18 protein-coding genes are annotated in these 23,017 nt (G+C 33.8%); 10 read left to right on the forward strand and 8 right to left on the reverse strand.

Annotated features, from left to right (window positions below):
• Nucleotides 1-25 precede the first annotated feature (25 nt).
• Genes MKY78_RS10270 through MKY78_RS10280 form a run of 3 tightly spaced genes read right to left on the reverse strand, consistent with a single transcriptional unit; the run spans nucleotide 26 to nucleotide 1,560 of the window.
• Nucleotides 26-787: a hypothetical protein gene (locus MKY78_RS10270; protein ID WP_339217734.1), complete on the reverse strand. Its 762-nt coding sequence runs from the start codon at nucleotides 785-787 to the stop codon at nucleotides 26-28.
• 25 nt (nucleotides 788-812) lie between these two features.
• Nucleotides 813-1,319, reverse strand: a complete 507-nt coding sequence (locus tag MKY78_RS10275; protein WP_339217735.1) for a hypothetical protein — start codon at nucleotides 1,317-1,319, stop codon at nucleotides 813-815.
• Nucleotides 1,320-1,356: 37 nt separating this feature from the next.
• Entirely contained in the window at nucleotides 1,357-1,560 is a 204-nt protein-coding gene (locus tag MKY78_RS10280) for a hypothetical protein (RefSeq protein WP_339217737.1), read from the reverse strand.
• 261 nt (nucleotides 1,561-1,821) lie between these two features.
• Here MKY78_RS10280 and MKY78_RS10285 point away from each other — a divergent pair, with 261 nt between their 5' ends.
• The 7 genes from MKY78_RS10285 (at nucleotide 1,822) to MKY78_RS10315 (ending at nucleotide 12,231) form a co-directional block, all read left to right on the forward strand.
• On the forward strand, nucleotides 1,822-2,076 hold the full coding sequence (locus MKY78_RS10285; RefSeq protein WP_339217739.1) for a TIGR04540 family protein: 255 nt from the start codon (nucleotides 1,822-1,824) through the stop codon (nucleotides 2,074-2,076).
• A 13-nt stretch (nucleotides 2,077-2,089) separates the two neighbouring features.
• Nucleotides 2,090-5,272, forward strand: coding sequence for a helicase-related protein (locus tag MKY78_RS10290; RefSeq protein ID WP_339217740.1), 3,183 nt, complete (start codon nucleotides 2,090-2,092; stop codon nucleotides 5,270-5,272).
• A 1-nt stretch (nucleotide 5,273) separates the two neighbouring features.
• Complete coding sequence (locus MKY78_RS10295) at nucleotides 5,274-9,035, forward strand: Eco57I restriction-modification methylase domain-containing protein (protein ID WP_339217741.1); 3,762 nt, start codon at nucleotides 5,274-5,276, stop codon at nucleotides 9,033-9,035.
• On the forward strand, nucleotides 9,032-9,259 hold the full coding sequence (locus MKY78_RS10300) for a PC4/YdbC family ssDNA-binding protein (RefSeq protein WP_339217742.1): 228 nt from the start codon (nucleotides 9,032-9,034) through the stop codon (nucleotides 9,257-9,259). The genes MKY78_RS10295 and MKY78_RS10300 overlap by 4 nt, the downstream gene beginning before the upstream one ends.
• A 162-nt stretch (nucleotides 9,260-9,421) precedes the next feature.
• Nucleotides 9,422-10,402, forward strand: a complete 981-nt coding sequence (locus tag MKY78_RS10305) for a restriction endonuclease (protein ID WP_339217743.1) — start codon at nucleotides 9,422-9,424, stop codon at nucleotides 10,400-10,402.
• Nucleotides 10,403-10,430: 28 nt separating this feature from the next.
• The gene (locus tag MKY78_RS10310) at nucleotides 10,431-11,798 is read left to right on the forward strand and encodes a hypothetical protein (RefSeq protein ID WP_339217745.1); all 1,368 of its coding nucleotides are present in this window, start codon (nucleotides 10,431-10,433) and stop codon (nucleotides 11,796-11,798) included.
• Nucleotides 11,799-11,853: 55 nt separating this feature from the next.
• Complete coding sequence (locus MKY78_RS10315) at nucleotides 11,854-12,231, forward strand: hypothetical protein (protein ID WP_339217747.1); 378 nt, start codon at nucleotides 11,854-11,856, stop codon at nucleotides 12,229-12,231.
• Nucleotides 12,232-12,644: 413 nt separating this feature from the next.
• On the opposite strand, the gene MKY78_RS10320 is transcribed toward MKY78_RS10315, so the two are convergent.
• Complete coding sequence (locus MKY78_RS10320) at nucleotides 12,645-14,003, reverse strand: IS1182 family transposase (protein ID WP_339214434.1); 1,359 nt, start codon at nucleotides 14,001-14,003, stop codon at nucleotides 12,645-12,647.
• A 192-nt stretch (nucleotides 14,004-14,195) separates the two neighbouring features.
• On the opposite strand from MKY78_RS10320, the gene MKY78_RS10325 reads away from it, so the two are divergent.
• The 3 genes from MKY78_RS10325 to MKY78_RS10335 are packed head-to-tail and all read left to right on the forward strand — an operon-like array spanning nucleotide 14,196 to nucleotide 17,097.
• The gene (locus MKY78_RS10325; protein WP_339217749.1) at nucleotides 14,196-15,137 is read left to right on the forward strand and encodes an ABC-three component system protein; all 942 of its coding nucleotides are present in this window, start codon (nucleotides 14,196-14,198) and stop codon (nucleotides 15,135-15,137) included.
• On the forward strand, nucleotides 15,134-15,379 hold the full coding sequence (locus MKY78_RS10330; protein WP_339217751.1) for an ABC-three component system middle component 6: 246 nt from the start codon (nucleotides 15,134-15,136) through the stop codon (nucleotides 15,377-15,379). The genes MKY78_RS10325 and MKY78_RS10330 overlap by 4 nt, the downstream gene beginning before the upstream one ends.
• Nucleotides 15,370-17,097, forward strand: a complete 1,728-nt coding sequence (locus tag MKY78_RS10335) for a DUF2326 domain-containing protein (protein WP_339217752.1) — start codon at nucleotides 15,370-15,372, stop codon at nucleotides 17,095-17,097. Before MKY78_RS10330 ends, MKY78_RS10335 begins: the two co-directional genes overlap by 10 nt.
• A gap of 125 nt (nucleotides 17,098-17,222) precedes the next feature.
• Here the strand turns inward: MKY78_RS10335 and MKY78_RS10340 are convergent, their stop codons facing one another.
• The 4 genes from MKY78_RS10340 to MKY78_RS10355 form a co-directional block, all read right to left on the reverse strand.
• Nucleotides 17,223-17,993 carry a GIY-YIG nuclease family protein gene (locus MKY78_RS10340; protein ID WP_339217753.1) on the reverse strand — a complete coding sequence of 257 codons (771 nt, stop codon included), beginning with the start codon at nucleotides 17,991-17,993 and terminating at the stop codon, nucleotides 17,223-17,225.
• Between the two features lie 135 nt (nucleotides 17,994-18,128).
• Complete coding sequence (locus MKY78_RS10345) at nucleotides 18,129-20,270, reverse strand: DEAD/DEAH box helicase (protein ID WP_339217754.1); 2,142 nt, start codon at nucleotides 20,268-20,270, stop codon at nucleotides 18,129-18,131.
• 196 nt (nucleotides 20,271-20,466) lie between these two features.
• The gene (locus MKY78_RS10350) at nucleotides 20,467-21,705 is read right to left on the reverse strand and encodes a dicarboxylate/amino acid:cation symporter (protein ID WP_339217755.1); all 1,239 of its coding nucleotides are present in this window, start codon (nucleotides 21,703-21,705) and stop codon (nucleotides 20,467-20,469) included.
• Nucleotides 21,683-22,561, reverse strand: coding sequence for a prephenate dehydratase domain-containing protein (locus MKY78_RS10355; RefSeq protein WP_339217756.1), 879 nt, complete (start codon nucleotides 22,559-22,561; stop codon nucleotides 21,683-21,685). The genes MKY78_RS10350 and MKY78_RS10355 overlap by 23 nt, the downstream gene beginning before the upstream one ends.
• Between the last annotated feature and the right edge of the window lie 456 nt (nucleotides 22,562-23,017).

Consider the following 23,017-nt stretch of genomic DNA (forward strand, 5'->3'; position numbering starts at 1 on the left):
CACCGCATCTGCAATCCATGTGCTTTCAATCAGTATGATTTTGTTCATCCATAGTTCTCACCTCCTTCAGTACCAGTAAATCTTGAATAAAGTCTGATGCCTGTTCTTTGGTTAGCTGTGTACTACGTTCAACTCCAAAAGTCATCTTCATCAATTCCTTTGCAACATCTGTCGGCATTGTCATGTCATTGACGATACGGAAGATTTTCTGTAGTTGAGCTTTTGTTGCTTGTTCACCACCACCTTTATTAGCTTTTGTTTTTGCTTGTGGAAAATCTTCAATGTCTTGTGTGAAGATACCACTTGAACGTGTTGCAGATAGAACTGCATCGATCAACGCTCTCTTCTTTGCCATCTTCAATACGGTGTTGACGATTGTGTAAGGATCTTGTTGCTGAAAAGAAGATTCCTTGCTGTTGCATGAACCTAGGCCTTCAGCTTCAACGAGTCCATTGTCTTTGCGTATAAGCGTCATCTTCACTTCATAAGCAAATATACCTACTTCCCATTGTTCGATACGATTGACGACAACCGCTGTTTTCGAGAACCCAAATACATCGCATAGTTTTTCAGCACCTGGTTTAAGTAATGTAGGCTTTGAAAATCCATTCACTGAACCATAATCAACACCTTTCACCATCACCTCTTCAACAAACGTTTGTAGTTCCTCTACACGTCGTTTTGATTCGATAGTCGATACGACAATATTAGGTAGTGAAACTATTTCAGGTTCATTATTAAAGAATGGTACTATATTGTTTCTTTGGGATTGCTTACCTGATTTCATATATTTATCACCTCCTTTCAATAGATTAAGATTTTTTATTAATTGCATCTGCAAGTTTGGATAATCCTTTAGATGTCTTCTTAACCAGAAACTTCCCTGCTTTATGATTTATTTGATTACCTTTACTGAATGCTTTAGATGAGAAATCTAATGACTTAGTTACCAAGCTATGTGTAGATTGATTCATTTTTTCTAAGCTCTTAATAACGTTTAGCAGTACATTTTCTCCTTTTGATTCCAGTGATTCAGCAGCATTGGTTAGTACATAAGAAACTCGTTCTTTAGTAGATACATAGTTTTTCAAATCATCTTCATGCAACGACTCGACTTCCTTTATAGCTGTTTGGATCTTACCTCTATTAGCTAGTAAATGAGATAGCCTTACGTAGTCATTGCATTCAATGGAATCAACTATCTCATCATTAATTCTTTCATTTTCATTTAATAAAGATTGATAGATTGTTTTAATCTCTGGGATAGAAACTCCTTTCCCATTAATCAATTCATGATCCAACCATAAGCTCTTCCGCATAATAAAATTCCTCCTAAATGTTATTGGATAATCCTAATTATTTGTTGAAGTGGTGGTAGCCCTTTAGTGTTAGCTTCAACAGCAATCCATCTGACTCACTATTCATAGTCAGGATGATTCCATCATCCTCAAGTTTCGATAGATTGACTCTTTGAACGTCATACTTTACTAGAAACTTAGCAGGGATCCATTTGTTTAGTTTCTTAGCTTCAATTAGGATCTTGACCAATGAGTTGTTCATCTTCATCCCTCCTTTTATAGTGCGCTCCTCTCACCACGCATGTCGTCTCTGTAACGCAAAAAACCGTTATCTATCCAAATGGATAAACAACGGTTTATATAAAGGGCTGGGGCATGAAACGGATGGGTACCCCCTTTCATATATGAGTGCAGGTGCTTCGAGAAAATATATACAATTTTCCCCTCTACTGTTGTATTACTAAAGAACTACATATAGAATAAAGATAAAGTATAAAAAAAGTAAGAACACCGAGGTGATTCTATGGAAATTAAAGTTTTTCAGAAAACCCAAAGAGATTTAGCAAGTACTATAAATCTTGTTATAGATAACTATTGGAAAGATCAAATAGATGAGTTAAAGATGATTGAGCTTTTACAGAAGCTCTATGTAACTAATTCAACCAAGATAATAAAGGATGGGAAATACACAACAATACTTCGTCAGCAATGTGGTAAGCGTCGACTAGATGTTGTAAGTAAAGTGTTAAAAGATACGGAAAATATAACGATCCAATAAAGGGGGAAGTGATATGATGCATAATGATTTAACATTTTTCACCAATGAACCGGAAAGAAATTTATATGATCGCTTTCAAAAGATTTTATCTAGTAACACACAATTTTTCGATGCTTTAGTTGGTTACTTTCGAACTAGTGGTTTCTTTTTGTTATATCCTGCTTTACAAGATGTAGACAAGATACGTATTTTAGTGGGGCTAAATGTTGATAAAAAAACTGTACAGATAATAGAAAAGGCAGGAGAAGAACAGCTGTCTTTCGATATGTCTAGTAAGAACGTAAAAGACAATTTCAAAACCGAAGTTATAGATGATCTTGAAAACTCTGAAGATAGCTATAGAGTGGAAAAAGGAGTACGGACATTTATAGAGTGGTTAGTAAGCGGAAAAATTGAAATGAGGATTTACCCACATGCTCCTATCCATGCAAAAGTTTATATAATGCGAAAAGATATGGAAAAAGTGCCCGATCAATTTGGTAGTGTAATCACAGGTTCAAGTAATTTTAGTCAAGCTGGGTTAGTAAATAATTTGGAATTTAACGTTGAGTTAAAAGACAGTAGAGATGTGATTTTTGCTTTAGATAGATTCGAAGGACTATGGAATGAAAGTATAGATATAACTAGTGAATATATTGAGACCATTAAAGAGAAAACATGGATTCGAGATGATATTACACCTTACGAACTCTATTTAAAAACACTATATGAGTATTTTAAAGAAGAGATAAATGAAGATAAAAATGATCAGTGGAACGAGATGTTACCAGATGGTTTTATAAAACTACAATATCAAACCGATGCGGTTGTTCAAGCTAAGAAGACCTTAGATGCTTACGGGGGAGTATTTATTTCAGATGTAGTTGGTCTTGGGAAAACGTATATATGTGCTATGTTAGCTCAGCAGCTTAAGGGGAAAAAATTAATAATTTGCCCTCCTGTTTTAAAGGAGTATTGGGAAAGAGTGTTATTTGAATTTGAGGTCACAGGATTTAAAGTAGAATCCTTAGGGAAATTGGATCAGCTATTGGAAAATGGGACGGATCAATTTGGGTATGTATTTATTGATGAGGCTCATAGGTTTAGAAATCAGAGCACAGCTAATTTCCAAAAGTTACATGAGATTTGTTATGGGAAAAAGGTTGTTCTAATAACAGCAACCCCTCAGAATAACTACTCAACGGATATAGCTAATCAAATATACTTGTTTCAACCGAAAAATAACAGCAGTATTATTCCTAACAATAAAAATTTGGAGAGATTTTTTAATAAATTAGAAGCAGATCTTAGGAAAAGTGAAAAGGGTTCATATGAATATATTGAAAAATTAAGAAGGAATTCAGAAATAATCAGGGATAGGGTATTAAGAAACGTAATGATAAGGCGAACTAGGAATGAAATCAAAGAGTTTTATGGAGAAGATATGAAACAACAAGGCCTAGAATTTCCAAAACTAGATTCCCCAGATAAAATCGTATATTTATATGAAGAAGATGTAGAGAATGTCTTTAATGAAACCATTAAAGTTATCCAAAGATTAGAATATGCTCGATATAAACCTTTAACATACCTAAAAGAAATGGATAGCAATATTAAAAGTATGTTAAGTTCCCAAAGAAATATGAGTGGATTCATGAAGTCCATTCTGATTAAACGACTTGAGAGCAGTTTTGAAGCTTTTAAGAAAACGCTAAATAGATTCATTATCTCACATAAAAAGTTTATAGAAATGTGCTCAGACGGTAAAGTATACATTAGTAAAAAGGTAGATGTATATGATTTGCTCGATAATGGTGACGATGATCAACTGATGGATCTAGTAGAAGAAGAGAAAGTTCAATTTTATAATTTAGAAGACTTTCATGATAACTTTTTACCTGCTTTAAAGAACGACCTACTATTGTTAGAAACCTTAAGTGAACATTGGGAGGAAATTATCGAGGATCCTAAAAAGAATCAGTTTTTATATGAATTAGAACATAATAAAAAATTAAAGGATAGTAAAGTGATAATTTTTACTGAATCAAAAGAGACAGCACAATATGTAGGTTCTTATTTAGAAGAAAGATACCCTAATGAAGTAATTGTGTTTAGTGGGCAAAGTTCTCGATCTCTAAGAATGGAAATTGAAGCGAACTATAATCCTAACTATCAAGGTACTAAGAAGAATGATATTCGATTTCTAGTAACTACAGATGTTCTAGCTGAAGGTATAAACCTTCATCGGTCAAATGTAATTATTAATTATGACTTACCATGGAATCCGACAAAGGTTATGCAAAGGGTAGGACGTATAAATCGTGTTGGAACAGAACATGATCACATTTATGTTTTTAACTTTTTCCCTGCAGCTCAGACTAATGCTCATCTACCTTTAGAACAGAACATTATTTCAAAAATACAAGCTTTCCACGATACGCTTGGTGAGGACTTCAAGTATTTATCTGAAAACGAAGAGGTAACTTCTCATAATCTATATCACCAGTTAGTAAGTAAGGAGAGCTTAGAAGCAGAAGATAATCAAGTAGATTCAGAGTTGTATTATTTAGGGATTATCAGGGGTGTTAGAGATGATAACCCTGATTTATTCGTCAAAGTGAAGAAATTGCCTAAGAAATCTAAAAGTGCAAGAGTGAGTTCCTTAGTTGAGAATAACACAACCATTTCCTTTTTAAGAAAAGGAGCATTGAAAAAGTTTTTTATTACGGATGGTACTAACTCAGAGGAAAAAACATTTATTGAAGCAATGCAATATATAAAAACTCATGAGACTGTAAAGAGATATAAGGTTAAAAAGGAATACTTTGATCATTTAGAACATAATAAAGAAGCTTTTTACAATAGTTTTGAGGAAGATGAGCAAATAGAAGTTGAGGCTATATCTAAATCAGGGAATGATTCAAAAGTATTAAAACTAGTTAAGGCACTGTCAAAGGTTAAAACTTTAACTGATGATCAAGAATTAAAATTAAAACAAATAAGACAATTAGTTGAAGAGGGGAATTTACCAGCGAGTGTAACAAAAGATATTGTTAAGAACACAAAAGGCCTGAAAGATCCTTTGAAAATGTACTATGGAGTTGTTCACGAAATCCCCGAGCAATATTTAATAACAAAAAGAAAAGTTAAAAAAGTAGCTAGTACTTCTGGTAACATGGAAGTTATATTATCTGCCTATCTAAGAAAGGAAGAATAGTATGTATGAGTCAGCAAAACTATCGCAATTAAAAAGAGTATTTGAATCAAAGTATGATATAAATCTTTTTCAGTCATTTGCCAAAGAGTTCTTTAATGAACCGGAAATGCTACAAGCTACTAGAAAGACAGGTATATGGAAAGAGTATAGTGACCATGTTACATCATACTCTCTAATTGCTAAATATACTGACAGAATGGATAATGAATTAATTATTTTAAGTGTTGAACTAAAGAAAAGTCACAGTGTAGATCGGGCAAGAACTTTACAACGTAACTTTATTTCTAAGGTGTTAGAACAGCAAGGATATGATGCAGCTATTGTTGCTTTCTACGTTCCAGATGAAACAACTTGGAGATTGTCATTTGTAAGATTAGATTATACTTTCGATGACAAAGGCCTTTCTTTAGATTTAACACCGGCAAGAAGATATTCCTACCTTGTAGGTGAGGGGGAGCCTAACCATACGGCTCAAAAGCAACTGCTTGAAATTTTTCAGACAGATGATGATAATCCATTATTAGATGAAATAGAAGATGCTTTCAGTGTAGAAAAGGTTACTAAAGAATTCTATAAACAGTACGAACTAAAATATCTAGAACTAAAAGAATATCTCGAAGGTAATGTCGCATTTGCTGAAGAGACAGGTAGACTTGGGTTTGAGGTTGATAAGTTTGCTGAACAGTTTGCTAAGAAATTGATGGGACAATTAGCTTTTCTATATTTTCTTCAAAAGAAAGGCTGGTTAGGAGTTAGAATTCTGGCAGAGAGCAGAACATTGTCAGAAAAAGATTTTAATGACATATATAGGGGTCTAGATACAATCCATAAGGCGGTATTAGACAAGACTTTCATTAAGACGAGAGATGGTCACAGGAAATTAACATCGAAATCATTGTATAGTTTGAGTGACCATGAAGCAGAATTATTCTCAGATTGCTTCATAGGTTCTAAATTTGAAGAACCATGGGGTAATGGAAATAAAACATTTATTAGGGAGATATTTACTTTTTGTCAAGAAAAAACAAATCAGAACTTCTTTGACGACTTTTTAGAGCCATTATTCTATGAGGCATTAAATAAAAAGAGAAAAAATCAATATTTCCAAAGATTTAATTGTAAAATACCTTTCCTCAATGGAGGTCTATTTGAACCCTTAGAAGGCTATAGGTGGAAAGATGTAAATTTTAAAATTCCAAATGAACTATTTTCTAATGTAAGAGATAAAGGAAAAGAAGCAGATGGAATTCTAGATATTTTTGAAAGGTTTAACTTTACAATTAATGAAGCAGAACCTTTAGAGATGGATGTAGCCGTCGATCCGGAAATGTTGGGTAAAATATTTGAAAACTTATTAGAAGTAAAAGACAGAAAATCAAAAGGAGCATATTACACTCCGAGAGAAATAGTCCATTACATGTGTCAAGAAAGTTTAATTAATTATCTATCGAATGAGATTGACATACCACGAAAAGATATTGAAGAATTTATTCTTTACGGTGATTTAATTAAAGATGTTGATAGTCGTAGCGGTGTAGGATATAAAAAGGGGCTAACAATTAAAGATACGATTCTACAAAACATAGTACAAATAGATAACGCCCTAAAAAACATCACGGTTGCAGATCCAGCTGTTGGTTCTGGAGCATTTCCATTAGGAATGTTAAGTGAGATAGTGAGAGCAAGAAATAATATAACGGAATACCTCATTAAAAAGGACAGAGAAGGTTTTTTTGGGATTGTTTATGGTGAGGAAGTAATTAGAAAAAAACGTTCTCCTTATTATCTTAAATGGGAGACAATTAAAAACTCTATATTTGCGGTTGATATAGAAGCAAGTGCCGTGGATATTGCTAAGCTAAGATTATGGTTATCTGTAATAGTTGAACAGGAAATTAATGCGGATACGCCAGATCCACATCCATTACCTAACTTAGACTGCAATATACTTGTTGGTAATAGTCTAATAGATGAATACGAAGGAATAAAGCTATTTGATGAAAATGTATTAAGGAAAACTAAGGGTAATTCTTCTAAACAACACGAGGACTTAGCTGTTCAATTAAGTTTGTTAATTGATAATACCGATGAATTATTAAAAGATATGTTTGTCTTACAAGATAAGTATTTTGATGAGGATGATGAAAGCAAGAAGAAAGAATTAAAACAAAAAATTGATCAAATCCGTGATGACTTAATTGAATATAAATTACAGCATGATGGGAATAAAGAGGCCTTAATAAAATATAAGAGTATGAAGGTAAATAACCAAAAACCTTTCTTTCTTTGGAAACTAGAATTTGCAAAAGTATTCAGAGAAAGGGGAGGGTTTGATGTAGTAATTGGAAATCCTCCATATGTTGGCGAAAGTGGTAATAAGGAATTATTCCGTCCAATTGCTAAGACCAGTTTTGGAGATAAATATTACCAAGGTAAAATGGACTTGTTTTATTTCTTCTTCCATTTAGGGCTTGATTTAGGTAAGGAAAACTGTGAAATATCTTTTATTACGACAAATTATTATCCAACTGCTTTTGGTGCAAGGAAACTTCGAAATGATTTATTGAAGAGATCCAAAATTAGGAAGTTGATTAATTTTAATGAATTAAAAATATTTGATTCAGCTAGAGGCCAACACAACATGATTACTATGATAACAAAAGATAATAGTGATTCAAATTTTTTAGCTAAAACATGTATTACAAATCGGTTGGGAAATGCAACACCAGAGGTACTATCAAGAATTGTTAGTTGGAAGGATAAAGAAACATCATATTTTGAAGTGGAACAGGACAACTTATACGAAGGAAAAGAAAATTACATTCGGTTAAGTGGAGCTAACAATATAGGTGAAAATAATATTGATAGTATACTTTATAAAATGAGCAGTTTAAAAGGAAGGTTAGGCGAAATTGTTGATATTAATCAGGGTGTAGTAAGTGGTTGTGATTATGTATCTGGAAGGAATATAAATAAACTGAAGGATACAAGTCAAATAGAAATGAACGATGGTATTTTTGTCTTTGATTTAAATAACACAAGAGATGTATCTGCTATTTCATCGTTTAACGATGAGGAAAAAAGACTACTCAGACCATTTTTTAAAAACTCTGAAATTGGAACATATCATTGTGGTATTAAGGAAAAAAGGAAGTTGTTATACCTAGACAAGTCCATAAAATCCTTAAAAGATTACCCAAATATTGAAGCGCATTTATCCAAATTTAAAACTATTCTTGAATCGAGAAGGGAAGTAAGAACTAAAAAAATAAAATATTATCAGCTTCAGTGGGCCAGAAAAGAAGAAATTTTTATTGGGGAAAAATTAGTAGTACCTTATAGAACTAAAATAAATTCATTTGCATGGAATAAAATGGAGTGGTTTTGTAGGTCTGATGTTTATGTAATTACTTCGAGTAATCCAAATGTTAGTTTGAAGGCATTACTAGGATTGTTAAATTCTAAACCATATTATTTTTGGTTGTATCATAAGGGTAAACGTAAGGGTGAAATTTTAGAGCTTTTCCAAAAGCCCCTTTCTGAAATACCTATACCTATAATTGAAAATGATGTGCAACAGAAAATGATAGCAATAGTTGATAGGATATTAGACTTGTCGTTATCTAAAAATTATCCAGAAAACTTAAGCGAGATATTAAAACTCGAAAGTAATATTAACACAATTATTTATAATATATTGAACTTTAGCGAGAAAGAAATCGAAATTGTTGAAGAATTATATCCATTGGAGGAGAGAAAATGAGTGATTTAAAATATGAAATACTAGACACGATTTCAGTTTTATCAGAATCAGGTAAAGGTTGGAGTAAAGAATTAAATCTAATAAGTTGGAATGGAAGAGAGCCAAAATATGATATTAGAGATTGGTCTCCAGAAAGAGAGAAAATGGGAAAGGGTATAACTCTGACTATCGATGAACTCAAAGAACTAAAGAATGCTCTTAATGAATTAGATGAGTTATTATAATTGATAAAATAGATAATATGAAAAAACTATTAACGATTTTGACTCGGATATAGAAGTTCTTAGTAAAAAAACATTGTGCATCAGAAGATTGTATAACCCGATGAGATTTGCAAGAGCGCAATATCGATTCGGGTTTTTCTTTAATTATAGGAGGAGTATTATATGACAAAATGGTGGATGATTCGTGCGGGAGATAACAATGAATTAATTCCAATATGGAAGGACAAAGGTATTGCTTCCATTGGATGGCCGAAATTGGGCAATCCTAAACAATATCGTTCGAAGGAAGAAATGTTAACTAAAGCAAGTACTGTATATGCTGATAATAAACCTAATACTAGAAAGAGCTGGATTAACCAGGTATGGCGTTTCAGCAGAGAAATAAAGAAGGACGATAGAGTTATCACTTATTTTAAAGAAACTAGAGAATATCTAGTTGGAACTGTAACTGAAGATCCTTTTTATGATGAGTCAATAGGGGATCCTGCATATCCAAATAATATAAGGGTGGAATGGGAAGAAACTACAGTTATTAGAGACACACTATCACAAGCAGCAAAGAATAGTTTAGGTTCGGTATTAACAGTGTTTCGTGTGGATGATTGGGGAAGTGAGATTGAAAGATTATTAGAGTACCCCTTTGTTGAACCGGAGGAAACAGATGAAGCTGAAGAAAGTGAAATAATAGAAGACTTGGTTAATAAGGCGCTGGTAATGGTACAAGACAAAGTTGATAAACTTGATCCATGGCAAATGCAAGAACTGGTTGGAGGACTTTTGCAGGCGATGGACTACAATGTACGGGTAAGTCCAAAGGGGCCTGATGGTGGAGTAGATGTACTGGCTTATAAAGATGCCTTTGGATTTGAAAAGCCTATTATAAAAGTGCAAGTAAAGCATCGTAAATCTTCTGCATCCGCACCAGAGATTCAGCAGTTATTAGGGGCAAATCCGATTGATGCTAATAGTTTATTTGTTTCAACTGGTGGTTTTACATCACAAGCAGAAGCGGTTGCTAGACATAATTCTGTTAGGTTGGTAGATTTGGAGGAATTAGTAGATTTGGTTGTAAAGTGGTATGAGAATATGCCGAATGATGTTAGGGCATTGTTGCCTTTGCAGAAGATGTATGTACCAGAATAATTGATTAGATTATTGAAGGCGGTTAATGATGGAAAAGTTGGCAAAAAGGGTTTTATTTCTATTACGGTACAATCACGATAGAAAGAATTGGAGTTGTGGATTAGAGGACAAGGAGACATGGAAGGTAATTACAACAATAGCCCAACATAAAGAGTTCTCTGAAATCATTGATATAGAAGATACAGAAGGCTGGCTCATTGATATTTTCAATTGGCTTAACTTTAAAGACAAGAATATGTTTGAATTAAATGATGCTCTTTCCGTTCTCGAATTGTTAAAAAAGAATTTAGAAATTAATATTGGTGATTATTGGGTAGTTTTCCCGTTAGTGAATGCAACTCTAAATGATACGATTTGCTTAGACGAAAGTATCTATATCATTGGAGGCGACGATAAAAAGCATAAACTGAATCAACTAAAACAGATTACCAACCTCCCTGCTCAGGAGTTGGATTCAAGATTTGAACACACAATACGTTCAAGGTCACCCATTTTTTTATCGCACCCGATAATCGCGATTAAAATACGCCATCAATATTCAAGCGTTAACCGTATTGCTTCTGATTGCGCTTTTTATGCTGTAAGTTTATTAAACGTTATGTATAGAGCTTACATATACCCTAATTTTGAAAACACTAAAATCTCTGTTGGATTTAGACAGTTAATCAAAAATAGAGGTTTAATTGATTATGATAAAATAAACAGGCATATTGCAATTCATGGAGAGAAAAATTGGATACATATTCCTTTAAATTTTAATTACAATTGTAGCTTTGATCTTGAGTGGCTGAAAAATAGGGAACATACAAAGCGTTTTATAAGCCTATATAGGTGGTCTCAAGAAACTAACGACGTTGATGAATTAAAGGCTAGATTTTTAAGGTCTTTAAAGTTTTTTATGAAGGCAATTAATTTCGGTAAACGATCCAACTCATTAGACAGTGAATCTGATGCTGTTTTATACATCAATATTGCAGCAGAAGTAATGCTATTAAAGAAAAATGAGGATAAGCATATTAGAAAAAAGAAATTAACCTTTTTGTTAGATCATCTAGTTACCCTAGGGCAATTAGATCAAGCTAGCGCAATTGATAAAGTATGTAAATCAAGAAATGAATTCGTCCATGATGGATTAGATTATATCGACGATTACTTTTATAGAAATAAGGTAGATCCATTCAAGAAGGAAGCTAAGGGTAAAACTGACTTAGAGGTCTTTATAAGGATTATTGCCATTTTAACTAGTAAGTCTGATTATTATATCCAATATGCAATAGAAAATAGAAAGCATAGTAATTTCAATGCAAAAGAATCTTGGTTCAACCTGCTGTCTGACTACTTTGATAATGGGGAGATTCCCGATGAATTAATTGAAGTAATACAAGAAGGTAATTAAAATAATCCGTATGCATGTTTGAATTAAAATTCAAAACAAAGTGGGAGGAAAGCAAATGCTTAAAGACCTAGAGCCAGCCTATATTTCATTATATATATCATTTAACCAGGTAGAAAAATTAGCAAAGCAATTAATTGCAAAAGAAATAGGAAGGGTTATACCAGTATATGTGGAAGGTGACGACGATGATACCGGACTGAGAATACGCGTAGAAATTGATGAAAGTTCATTATCGAATGATGAGTCAATTTATCTATCATCAAGAGGATTTGCTGTTGATCAACCATATCGAAGTGCACATTTTGTTTTAGAGGAACTAACTGAGGGAGTCCCATATGAAATTCTGCCTAGATTAGGACATGACGATGATGAGTTTGGTACATACTTCTTGGTGGAAATTCCGTATCATTGGTATATTACTAAGGAAGAGTAATAACACAATTATGTTTGAAAGTCAGATTTTTTTGTGTCTAACATACTCGAACTTTACTACAACCTTTTCACCTGGCTATTGGAATCATAGGAAGAGGGTCTAACCTCAAATATCCTTGGAAATTGATGGTTTAGTGTAAGATAGAAGCTATCTATCTTACTTATGAAATCAGGGATTATGATAGATTTTATTCAAAAGTCTGCAGAATTTGTTAGTAATGAGCCTTAATTATGCCTTTCTCCAACCTAAGTATGAATAATTGAAATAACCTGGTAGAATAGAATGAGAGTTTTGCCCTAGTAATATTTATAGTAAAATACTAGGGCCATTTACATGAATCAATTTCATAATTGCTCTTTTTAAAAATTCACAGACCTACAGAATTTCTAAAATATACTTTTAAAAAACAATAATCACGCGGCTTGTTGCTGCTGAATTAATTGTGCATTCATACGATCTGCCGCTAACTTTGAAGCGTTATAAACAAGCGTAACTATGTCAAAATGACCTTTTGCACGCTTTCCAGTACGATATCGAACATTGTTTAGTTGAAAGAATTCTTTAAGATAAGCATTAACTCTTTCGACCGCAGTGCGACGTTTAAAAATATTTTTCCATGCCATCGATCCACGAGCTGGTGCCGAATATTTTCTAAGATCTGTCGTTATTTTCATTTTAAAAACCTTTTGACAGATGCCTTCGTTAGCCAATGGACAGTCACTACATTCTTTTGGTCTTGTATATTTTAAGGTTTCATATTTGGCATCAAAACTGTCGTAACGATAAGAATGCTCTCTGAAACAAGTAGGGGCAAAATGTTTATCAAAACCGATTGGTTCTCTTTCATTTCGCTTGTTGTATGCGATGATTGAGCGTTGTCCCATGCGGTGTACCTGTTCGTAGATGGGTTCATAATCATAGCCAGCGTCCATGGTTTGATAACACAAGGAAGAAAGAGATAAATTTTCATGGATTCCTTTCAGTAAAGGAATCGCTGCTTTACTATCATGTAAGTTTCCGGAAGAAAAAGCAGTCTGAAGAATATACTGACTCGACGTACCAACGGCTAAATTACCTTTATAGCCAAACCAAAAAACATTCTTACCTTCTGAATTCTTTTTCACACCCCACTTCGGGTCTACAGGCATTTCAGAGCGTAATTCATCTAAAGGTGCGTCTAATTGAGCTTCAATTTTCTTTTCATAAAGAGGCAGACTAGCTTCCTTTTCAGCTTGTTCTTTTAGCCATTGGTCACGCTCTTCTTTGGATTTGCGACCACGTTTTTTCGGCTCTGGTTTTGACTTTTCTTCTTTTGATGGTGCTTGATCACGAGCTTCAAAATGAGTGGCATCAATAGCGACTGTATCATCTGTAATAAAACCTTCTTCAATTGCTTGGAGGACAACTTTTTCAAATACATCCTCCAAAATATTGGACTCCACTAATTTCGTTAGGAGTCGAGAATAAGAGGATTCAGAAGGTACCCTATCTGAAACTAGGAACCCGCAATTTAGTTTAAAGGTAATATCATCCTTGAGGCGTTGAATAAGATCCTTTACCATCGGAATACGCTCAATATATCTAACGAAAATAGAGATAATCATGGCGGCATAGTTTAGTTCTTCCGGTGCGCCAAGTCGTGATTTTTTCGTTACTACATGATAGATTTTATCCAAGTCTATCGCTGCAATAATGGCATCATATTTTTGGGTAGGCTCCATGTCATATAATTCCTGGATGCCAAATAAACTTGGTTGTCGTATAATGGTCATAAGAAGCACTCCTTCAGTCTTTTTATGGTTGTATAGTCAACTACCATTATACAAGATTTGGGGAGGTGCTTCTTTTTTCAACTCTCAAAACCGTTGGGAGACATGGACTAAGAATTATGAAATTCATTCACATATTAAAAAATAAAAAGGTAAGATCCTGTTTTTTTAGTACAAGCTAAAGGAGGGATATTATTGAGTATTAACAATACATATATTATTAGAATGAGATTTAAATTAGTTATACATGAAAGTGATGGTCAAGCATTCGAAAACCTCTTCACTAAAATAATGAAAAAGAGCAATAAAAATTTTGAATTAGTTAAAGCATACGGTAATGTTGGTGATATGAAGAATGATGGATTTGACAAACAAACAGGTACATATTATCAAGTATTTGGCCCGGAAGATTCAAGTAAAAGGAAAACAATAAATGATGCAGTATCAAAGTTAAGAAATGATTTTGAAGGCCTTAAAAAGCAATGGGACTCAATATGTCCAATAAAACATTTCTATTTTGTAGTTAATGACAAATATAAGGGAACTCCTGCGCCGCTTATTCAAGAAATGATTCAATTAGATAATGAAAATAAAGAGGTAGAATGTAAATTATTTTCTGCAGCAGATTTGGAAGACGTCCTTATGAATTTACAATTGGAAGATATTTATGATGTAATAGGATTTTTACCAGATGCTAATATTGGTTTGCTAGATTTTAATATTCTAAATGAAGTAATTGAGTTTATTATGAATTCACCGGTTACATTTACCGCTGAAAGTAAGATGGTAGTTCCTGACTTCTATGAAAAAATTGAGTTTAATGGTTTAAGTGATGAAATAAATGATATGTTGGTATCCGGAAGTTATAGTGAAGGTTTTTTAGAAGATTATTTTTCGAAAAATAGTGATTATGTAAGACAAGAATTAAAGCAAAAGTTTAGCGATATGTACTTGGTGGCGAAGCAAGAGATACCGGATGATGAAGAATACTGTGCAGACAAACGTTTTTATTATATTTTAGAAAAGAGTTGTCCAAAGCATACTAAAGCTATACAAGATACTGTTTTAGTTTTGATGGCTCATTACTTTGAATCGTGTGATATTTTTGAGGAACCCAAGGGTGTGAATGTTTTATGATACTACCGCAAAAACACATTAAATTATCGGAATCTCTTTTTGGATTGGGAGGATTTATATTAGGGTTGTTAGATACTCCAAAAGATGTTGATAGATTATGGGAGGATTTTATTGAAAGTGTTGAGTCTAACTCATTTCCTACACAACACAGTTTTGATAATTTTATTTTAGCTCTTGATTACTTATATATTATAGGTTTGCTTGATACAGATAAAGGGGGGCGTCTTATAAGATGCGACTAATAAAGCTATCTTCCAATATGAACAGCTTCCATGAGGTTAAGTTTAAGGATGGACTGAATTTGATTGTTGGCCGTCAAGCTAATCCAAATAATTCAGATAATAGAAATACATATAATGGAGTTGGTAAATCTTTAATTATATACCTGATTCATTTTTGTTTAGGATCGAATAAAATAAAGGTTTTTGAGGATAAAATTCCAGGTTGGGAGTTTAGGCTAGATATTGAACTTAATGGAGAAAAGTACTCTTTACATCGTAATACCTCCAAACAAAATGAGTTATACATTAATAATGAGAAACATACGTTGACATCATTTCGTAATGAATTACTACCCAAGGCATTTAATATTAAATCACCAATTAAAAGCCTAACCTTTAACACGCTTTTTCCTCGTTTTATAAGAAGAGATAGAGAATGTTATTCTCATTATGACACTTTTGTAAAGAAAGAACAGGACTACAGTAAATTGTTAAATAATTCTTTTCTCTTAGGATTGGATATTGGTCTTGTTGAAAACAAAAAGCGAATAAGAGATGAGCATAAGTCAACCAAGGATTTGGCAAAAAATATTGAAAATGATTCTACTTTAAAGGGTTATTTTGATAATAAAGATGATGCGGAGATAGAAATTTTAGATTTAGAGGAGGAAATCAATAAACTTGAAGATGAAATAGATAATTTAAAGATATCCGATAATTATCATGAGATTGAAAAGGAAGCAGACAACGCTAAGTTTAAAAGGGCAAGCTTAGAGAACAAAAGGGTAATTATAAATAATGCTATTAGAAGCATTAACAAGTCGTTGGAGATAAAGCCCGATATATCCGTAAGGAAGGTTATGGAGTTATATAGGAATGCGGAAAAGGAAATTCCCGAAATGATTGCTAATGAAATTGAGAAAACAGTTAGTTTTCATGAGGATTTATTACAATCAAGGAAAAATCGATTGTACAAGGAATTAAATAAGAAAAAAGCACAGCTATCCAATATTAATAATCAGATAAAACAAATAGGGAATGAAATAGACGAATTCCTGGGTTATTTAGATACCCATAAAGCTTTAGACGAATATATTTCTATAAATAATAAACTCAGTGCTTTGAAAATAAAGCATGAAAAGCTTGAGGAGTATCAAGAAATCCTTAAAGCCTATAAGAAGAAAGTAAAAGCCTTACAAACTGAGTTTACCACACAAGATCAAATAACGGATGAATATCTTGAAGGGATAGATGATTTACTTGAACGAATTATGCAAACCTTCCGGGAGTTAGCTAAAGAGTTTTATAATAAGCCTGGTGGTATAACAATAGAAAATAATGAGGGAGAAAATACTCTAAGGTACAATATAACCGCTAAGATACAAGACGATTCATCTGATGGAGTAAATGAAGTTAAAATTTTTTGTTTCGATATGACTTTACTTTTACTACAACAAAATCACAATATGAAGTTCTTATTTCATGACAGTAGATTATATAGCAATATGGATCCGAGGCAGAGGTGTACCTTATTTAATTTAGCATATAATAAATCTACAAAAAATAACTTTCAATATATCGCTAGTGTTAACGAAGATACATTGTTTTCATTTAAAGATTTTATGCAAACTGATGATTACCAAAAGGTTATAGAGGATAATATAATTTTAGAGTTAACTGATGAATCAGAAGAAAGTAAATTACTTGGTATTCAAGTGGATATGGATTATGAAAAGTAACATTTTGTGCATTTGGTTATACTAACCGCTTTATAAGTGTGGGTTGGATTTTGATAAAGATATGAAAATCTAGTTATATAGTTTGAAGGGTAGGGTTCATAAAATAATAAATCCTACCCTTTTTATTATATGTCTAACATCCTATTAAAATATTCTACACTAAATAATTCTTCATATGTCTCAAGCATGTCAAAACTTCTAGAAAATTTTATTGCATCTAAAAAAGTAATACCTGTTGTAAGCATTTGTTGTCTTGCAGTATGTAAAAAGAGTTCATAACGTTCATAAGTTGGATTTTTAGATATTTCCCGTATTGAGTATCTGGCAAGTAAGGGAGAAGGATCATTGCTTGAGAACATTCTAACAATCTCATAGTTTCCAATAGTACTTGCCAATTGCCCTTTTTTTGATCCGGAAATTTTATTCCAAGGTGGAATAGTGTTATACACTTTCTTATACGACTCAATCAATATTCCTTCAGTCATAATATAATCTTGTTTAACAGGTTCGTCGTCATAGTCCCTAACATTAACTAATTCAGGGTCTTTACGGAATAAATCAAAAATATTTCTGCTAGTAACAGGCTGGTGATGTGAAGATTGAACGAAAATAGAGAATCCCATTTTCTCATTCTCCTTAAAATATTCATTAATATTTTCGACTTTGCATCCCTTTGTATCAATGGTGATTAAACCGTTATGTTGTTTAAATCTTTCTGACAGGTTTCTAGCTAGTCCGATGTACAGAATTTCACGGGTTTGGTAATTCCAAAAGCAGTAGATACCTGCAGATGCCCAACCATTATTGTCATTGGGATTACAAATATCATTAATAGCATAGGCTAGATCATCTTTTTCATTTTCCTTATAAGCATCTTGTATTATAGTTCCAAACATCAATCTTCTCCTCTAAGTTTTTATAATCCAATTATAATATGAAAGTACCGAAATTTGTTACTGTAGGCTGGTTTTTGTAAGTTATTTTACCCTACAAACCGGTACGGTGAACCGCACCATAACAAAAACTATCCTTTACAAACTTTCTTCTAAACTCCTCTGCACACGCTCCTTCTCCAATTTCAACACCTTCTGTTTAACTGATTCCTCAGCTTCCTCATGTTGATTTAGCGCAAGTGAAGCGACATTGGACTCTCTAGCGTACAGATCGAATAAGTTTGATTTATGACCCAATACTTCTAGCATGGTTACATCGATGCTTTCTTCGGTTAACAGTCGGTATACAATCACGTTTCTAGATTGTCCCATGCGATATGCTCGGCTAATGGCTTGTTCTTCTATAGAGGGCTTCCATTGCGGCTCACATAAAATCACGATGTTTGCAGCTTGAATGTTTAATCCGACTCCACCGGCAGTAATTTGGCTAATTAACACCGATCCTGGCGGGGCTTTTGTGAATTCGTCAATGATTTCTTGTCTTCTAGCATTTGGTATGTCGCCTGTAATGGCATCGAATGTCTTGCCTTCTAAATGTTGTTGAATTGTATGAATGACATCTTTGAAGAAGGAAAATACTAATACTTTATGCCCGTTATCAGCTGCTTTTTCACATATGTCTAATAGTTTTTCTAATTTAGGTGATTTTTTTGGTGAACCACCTCGCCATGCTGCTCGTCGCATAGCCATTAACTTACTTTCCATGACTGCTTGGAGATAATACTCCTCTTCTTCTTCTCCAAAATTCACCCACTGTGGGATGATTTCTAGTTCAGGCAATTCGCTGAGCACCTCTTTTCTATTTCGTCTTAAATAAACGGGTGCCACAACATGTTTAAACTTGCTTGGTTGAAGTAGATGCAACTCTTGTGATAATTTCTCAGCGACTTCTGGTTGCAAAACAGACATTAATTGCTTCATTTCTTCTAACCTATTTTCCAGTGGAGTTCCACTCATGAATAATACATATTCCGCAATACCTGCTAGTTTATATACACTTTGGGAGCGTCTAGCTTCAGGATTTTTTACATAGTGTGCCTCGTCGACAATTAATACATTTAAGGAGTGTTCATCCTCAAAATTCATCTTTAATGTTTGCTCATAGGTTGTAATAAGAACACCACCAATAGTTTGCCATCTTTCAAATTCGGCTTCACGTTTATTTCCGTGGAAGATAAATGTTTTTAATGTAGAACGAAGACTAATTTCTCTCTTCCAGTTTGCTACGACGCTTAAAGGACAAACTACTAGGGCATAGCTTTGCCCGTTTTGTGCCAAATGATTGATCATAGCTAAGGCTTGGATGGTTTTACCTAATCCCATCTCATCCCCGAGTAAAGTCCGCTTATGATGGAGCGCATATTTCGCGCCAAACTCTTGATAATATCTTAAAGTGACTTCTAGACCGCTTGTATTTAAAGGGAATTTATTAACCGCCTCTACGATGTCAGTCGGTAAACTTTCATGCGACTCAACCGGTTGAGAGTGAGTAACCTTTTCAATCTCCGTATAATAAGAGGCATTTTTATCTATAAAGTGTTGGATTAACTCTTCCTCACTCACACGGAAGTGAAGAATATAATCTAGCTTACCTCTTATGTTATATAGCTCTTTTTTGTACTCCTCCTGATTAAGATTTTCAAATGCAGCCTTAATTTTTTCCTTTTCAGATTTTGATTGGAAAAGGGAGCCGATAAAGCCTTTTTGCTTTTTTATCGTATCCAAATCGGGAGTAATCGCCTTTTTAAAATGATCAAGATCATCTTTTAAATCTTTAACAGCCTTTAAAAGTTCCCATTTTTTATAAATTGTTTCTAGTAGTTTTGTATGATTCCTAGATAAGTGATCTGGATCTACTCGGGGAATAGCTTGTTGATAAGCGGATTTCTTTAGTTTTGCGACAGCATTGTAAATTAGATAAGCACTCTTTTCTCCAATGCCGTTTATTTGTGAGAGATCGTTGGATTCTTGATCTTTTATATCGTAAATCCTTTGGAAGCCGTGATTGACTAAAATGTTAATTGGCATCCCTTTTTCCAAAGTAGAAATAACATCTATCGGCATCGACTTTAACTTTTCATTGCCCTCCATAAACTTCAAATCATCCCATAAAGAAGTAATCTCTTGGTTGAAACGTTCCTCTGTGAATAGGTCTAAATTACTCCGAATCTTTCCTAATTCAGCTACTAGATGCTTCACATCCCTTTTGTTTTTAATCATGTTAAGAGCCCCCTGAAAAGTGAAAAAATGTGTATTTTTACCTATAATTATAGCATTTTTCTTTCTATTAATAGACAAGTTCTTATAATAACGTTTCAGCTTTCTTGCCCCCAAACACCACTATTCATAGTTAAAAAGTAGTTTGCTAGACAAGAAAACAGCATTGAGAATCACATCCCAATGCTGTTTTTCGCCTTTAACTAATTAAAGCTTCCGAATTATTCAATTTTAAAACCCGCTTCTCCTCCGATCTATCAATAAGAACTGCTGCGGTGGCATCGCCAGTAATGTTCATGGTCGTATATGCCATATCAAGTAATCGATAGATGGCTGCGATAGGGCCCATTAATTCAACTGGCAGATTAAGAAGGGTAAGGAATGATGCCCCGAGTACAATTCCCCCGCCTGGAATACCGGGTGCTGCCATATTTAAAATCGTTGCGATAATAACGAGATAAATAATTTGGCCAACACCGAGTGGAATATTGTAAAAGTCGGATACAAAGACAGCAAGTAGACTAAACGATACTGCTCCGCCGGCCATATTAATGGTCGTCCCCAATGGTATAACAAAGTTAGTAATGGTTTCGGAAACTTTAAAATCATTTCTGGTTACTCGCATTGTTGTTGGCATCGTTACAGCAGAACTTGTTGTGGATAGAGATACAAGCCACACTTTGTATATGCCTTTAATAAAATCAAGCGGATTGAGTTTACTATATAACCAAGCAGGAATTAACATAACAAGGATAAATACGATAATACATGCGAAATATGCTGTGAAAATATATAAACCAAGTGCAGAGAAAATACTAGCACCATATTCAGCAGTGGCGAATGCCATCAGAGAAATAATTCCGATAGGGGTTAGTTCCATGATGAAATCAAGAATTTTAAAAATAACTTTGGACAAACTGTTGATAAACGTTTTGACTGGATCTGCCTCTTTCCCAATCACCACAATGGCTACGGAGAAGATAAGCGTAAATAAAATGGTTGCCAGAATATCCCCTTCAGAAATCGCCTGGAATAGATTACTTGGTACGATATTCATAAAGAAATCGGCAAAGCTTGGTTCGGTGATTTCACCATCATATCCGACAGCATCAATATTAATCTTCTGACCAGGACGAATCAAGTAGGAAATGACTAAACTAATTGCTGCTGTGGTGATAAACATGACAACAAAGACAACAATACTCTTAAAGCCAATTCGACCGAGATCACTGGAGCTGCCAATATTAATAATACCAGTGGAGACTGCTACAAAAATAATAGGAATAATCATCATCTTAATTAAATTTAAGTAAATATCGCCGACGAATTTTGCTTGAATAGCGAGTTCGGGTAAAAGTATACCAAACAGGATTCCGAGTCCGAATCCAATCGCAATTCGGGTGAATAGGTGTTTTTTAGCTGTTAATAGTTGTTTCATTTTGTAGGGCTCCTTTGTATGTTGGGATTTTACCTTTACGGTAACTGCCTAAAATATTGATATATGTGCAAATATCTTTTAACTCTATTAGAGCCATATTAAGTGCTTCGTTACCAAGACCATTGTCAATATCGATAAAGAACCCATATGCGAATGGTTTCGTTTGAATCGGTCGGGAAATTAAGTTGAGCAAATTAGTATCATGCTGTTTAAAAATGGTTAAAATATCGCTTAGTGAGCCAGTACTGTGAGCTGTTTCGACGTAAATAGATGTTTTATCTTGTACTTGATTCACTAGAGCCTTTTGCTTTTTAAAGAATAAGAAACGTGTCGTATTGAATGGATTGTCGTTAATATTTTCTTGAATCACTGTCATGCCATACAATTCTGCGGCGTGGCTACCCGCTATGCTAGCGATGGTGTTGTCCTTTGAATTTTTAACTAGTTTAACTGCACCGGCTGTATCTGTATATTCGAGAACCTCGATATGCGGATACTGGCTTAAATATGTATAGCATTGCTCCAGTGCTTCTGGATGTGAATATACTTTGGTGATCTCCGACAGCTCGATTGGATGCTTTGTAATGAGTGCGTGATCAATTTTTACATAGATTTCATCTGTAGCGGCTACATCTAAATACTTCAATAAATCGATCGTTCTTGTAATAGGCCCTGTTGTTGAGTTTTCAACTGGTAGAGCAATATAGTCGACTTCATCATGTAGCAATGCATCCACTAACAATCGAAAGGTACGAAACCCTCTCGTCTGATAATTATTTTCCCCGCTAAACTTTTGACATGCGATCGAACTGTAACTACCTTCCACACCTTGATAACCAATTAACAATATACTCACTCCTCTAATGATGATAAGAAAACTAGGCAAGCCAATCCTGAAAGGCACGGATTGCCCTGGTTTTGCTAATACTTTATTCCTTTTAACTTTTATACTTTCTTAAAGTGTAAAAAAAAGACCATTTATGCTTCAGCCTCTGGAAAAGGAGAGAAACGTAAATGGTCTAGAAAATATAAAAAACCAGCCACTTCGATTTCTCCTGTGACTGGTTAAACATTTTTACATGCTAATCAGCCATCTTAGATATAGGTCGTCTATATCCGTGATGGCATATAGACGTTATCTAAAATAGCTAAAAAAGAACTGATTTAATTGTTGGGATGTATGCTCTAACATAATAATCACTCGAATCCTCTAATGGTTAAATAAATTCTAACGACTTGTTTGTGTGTTGTCAATAAGAATTTTTCGTTTTAAAGTAGCTGTGAATACTTTTGGGAGGAAATAATATTTTTA

Origin of the sequence: Ornithinibacillus sp. FSL M8-0202 (assembly GCF_037975285.1) — a bacterium.
In the GTDB taxonomy this organism is placed as follows: Bacteria; Bacillota; Bacilli; order Bacillales; family Amphibacillaceae; genus Ornithinibacillus; species Ornithinibacillus massiliensis.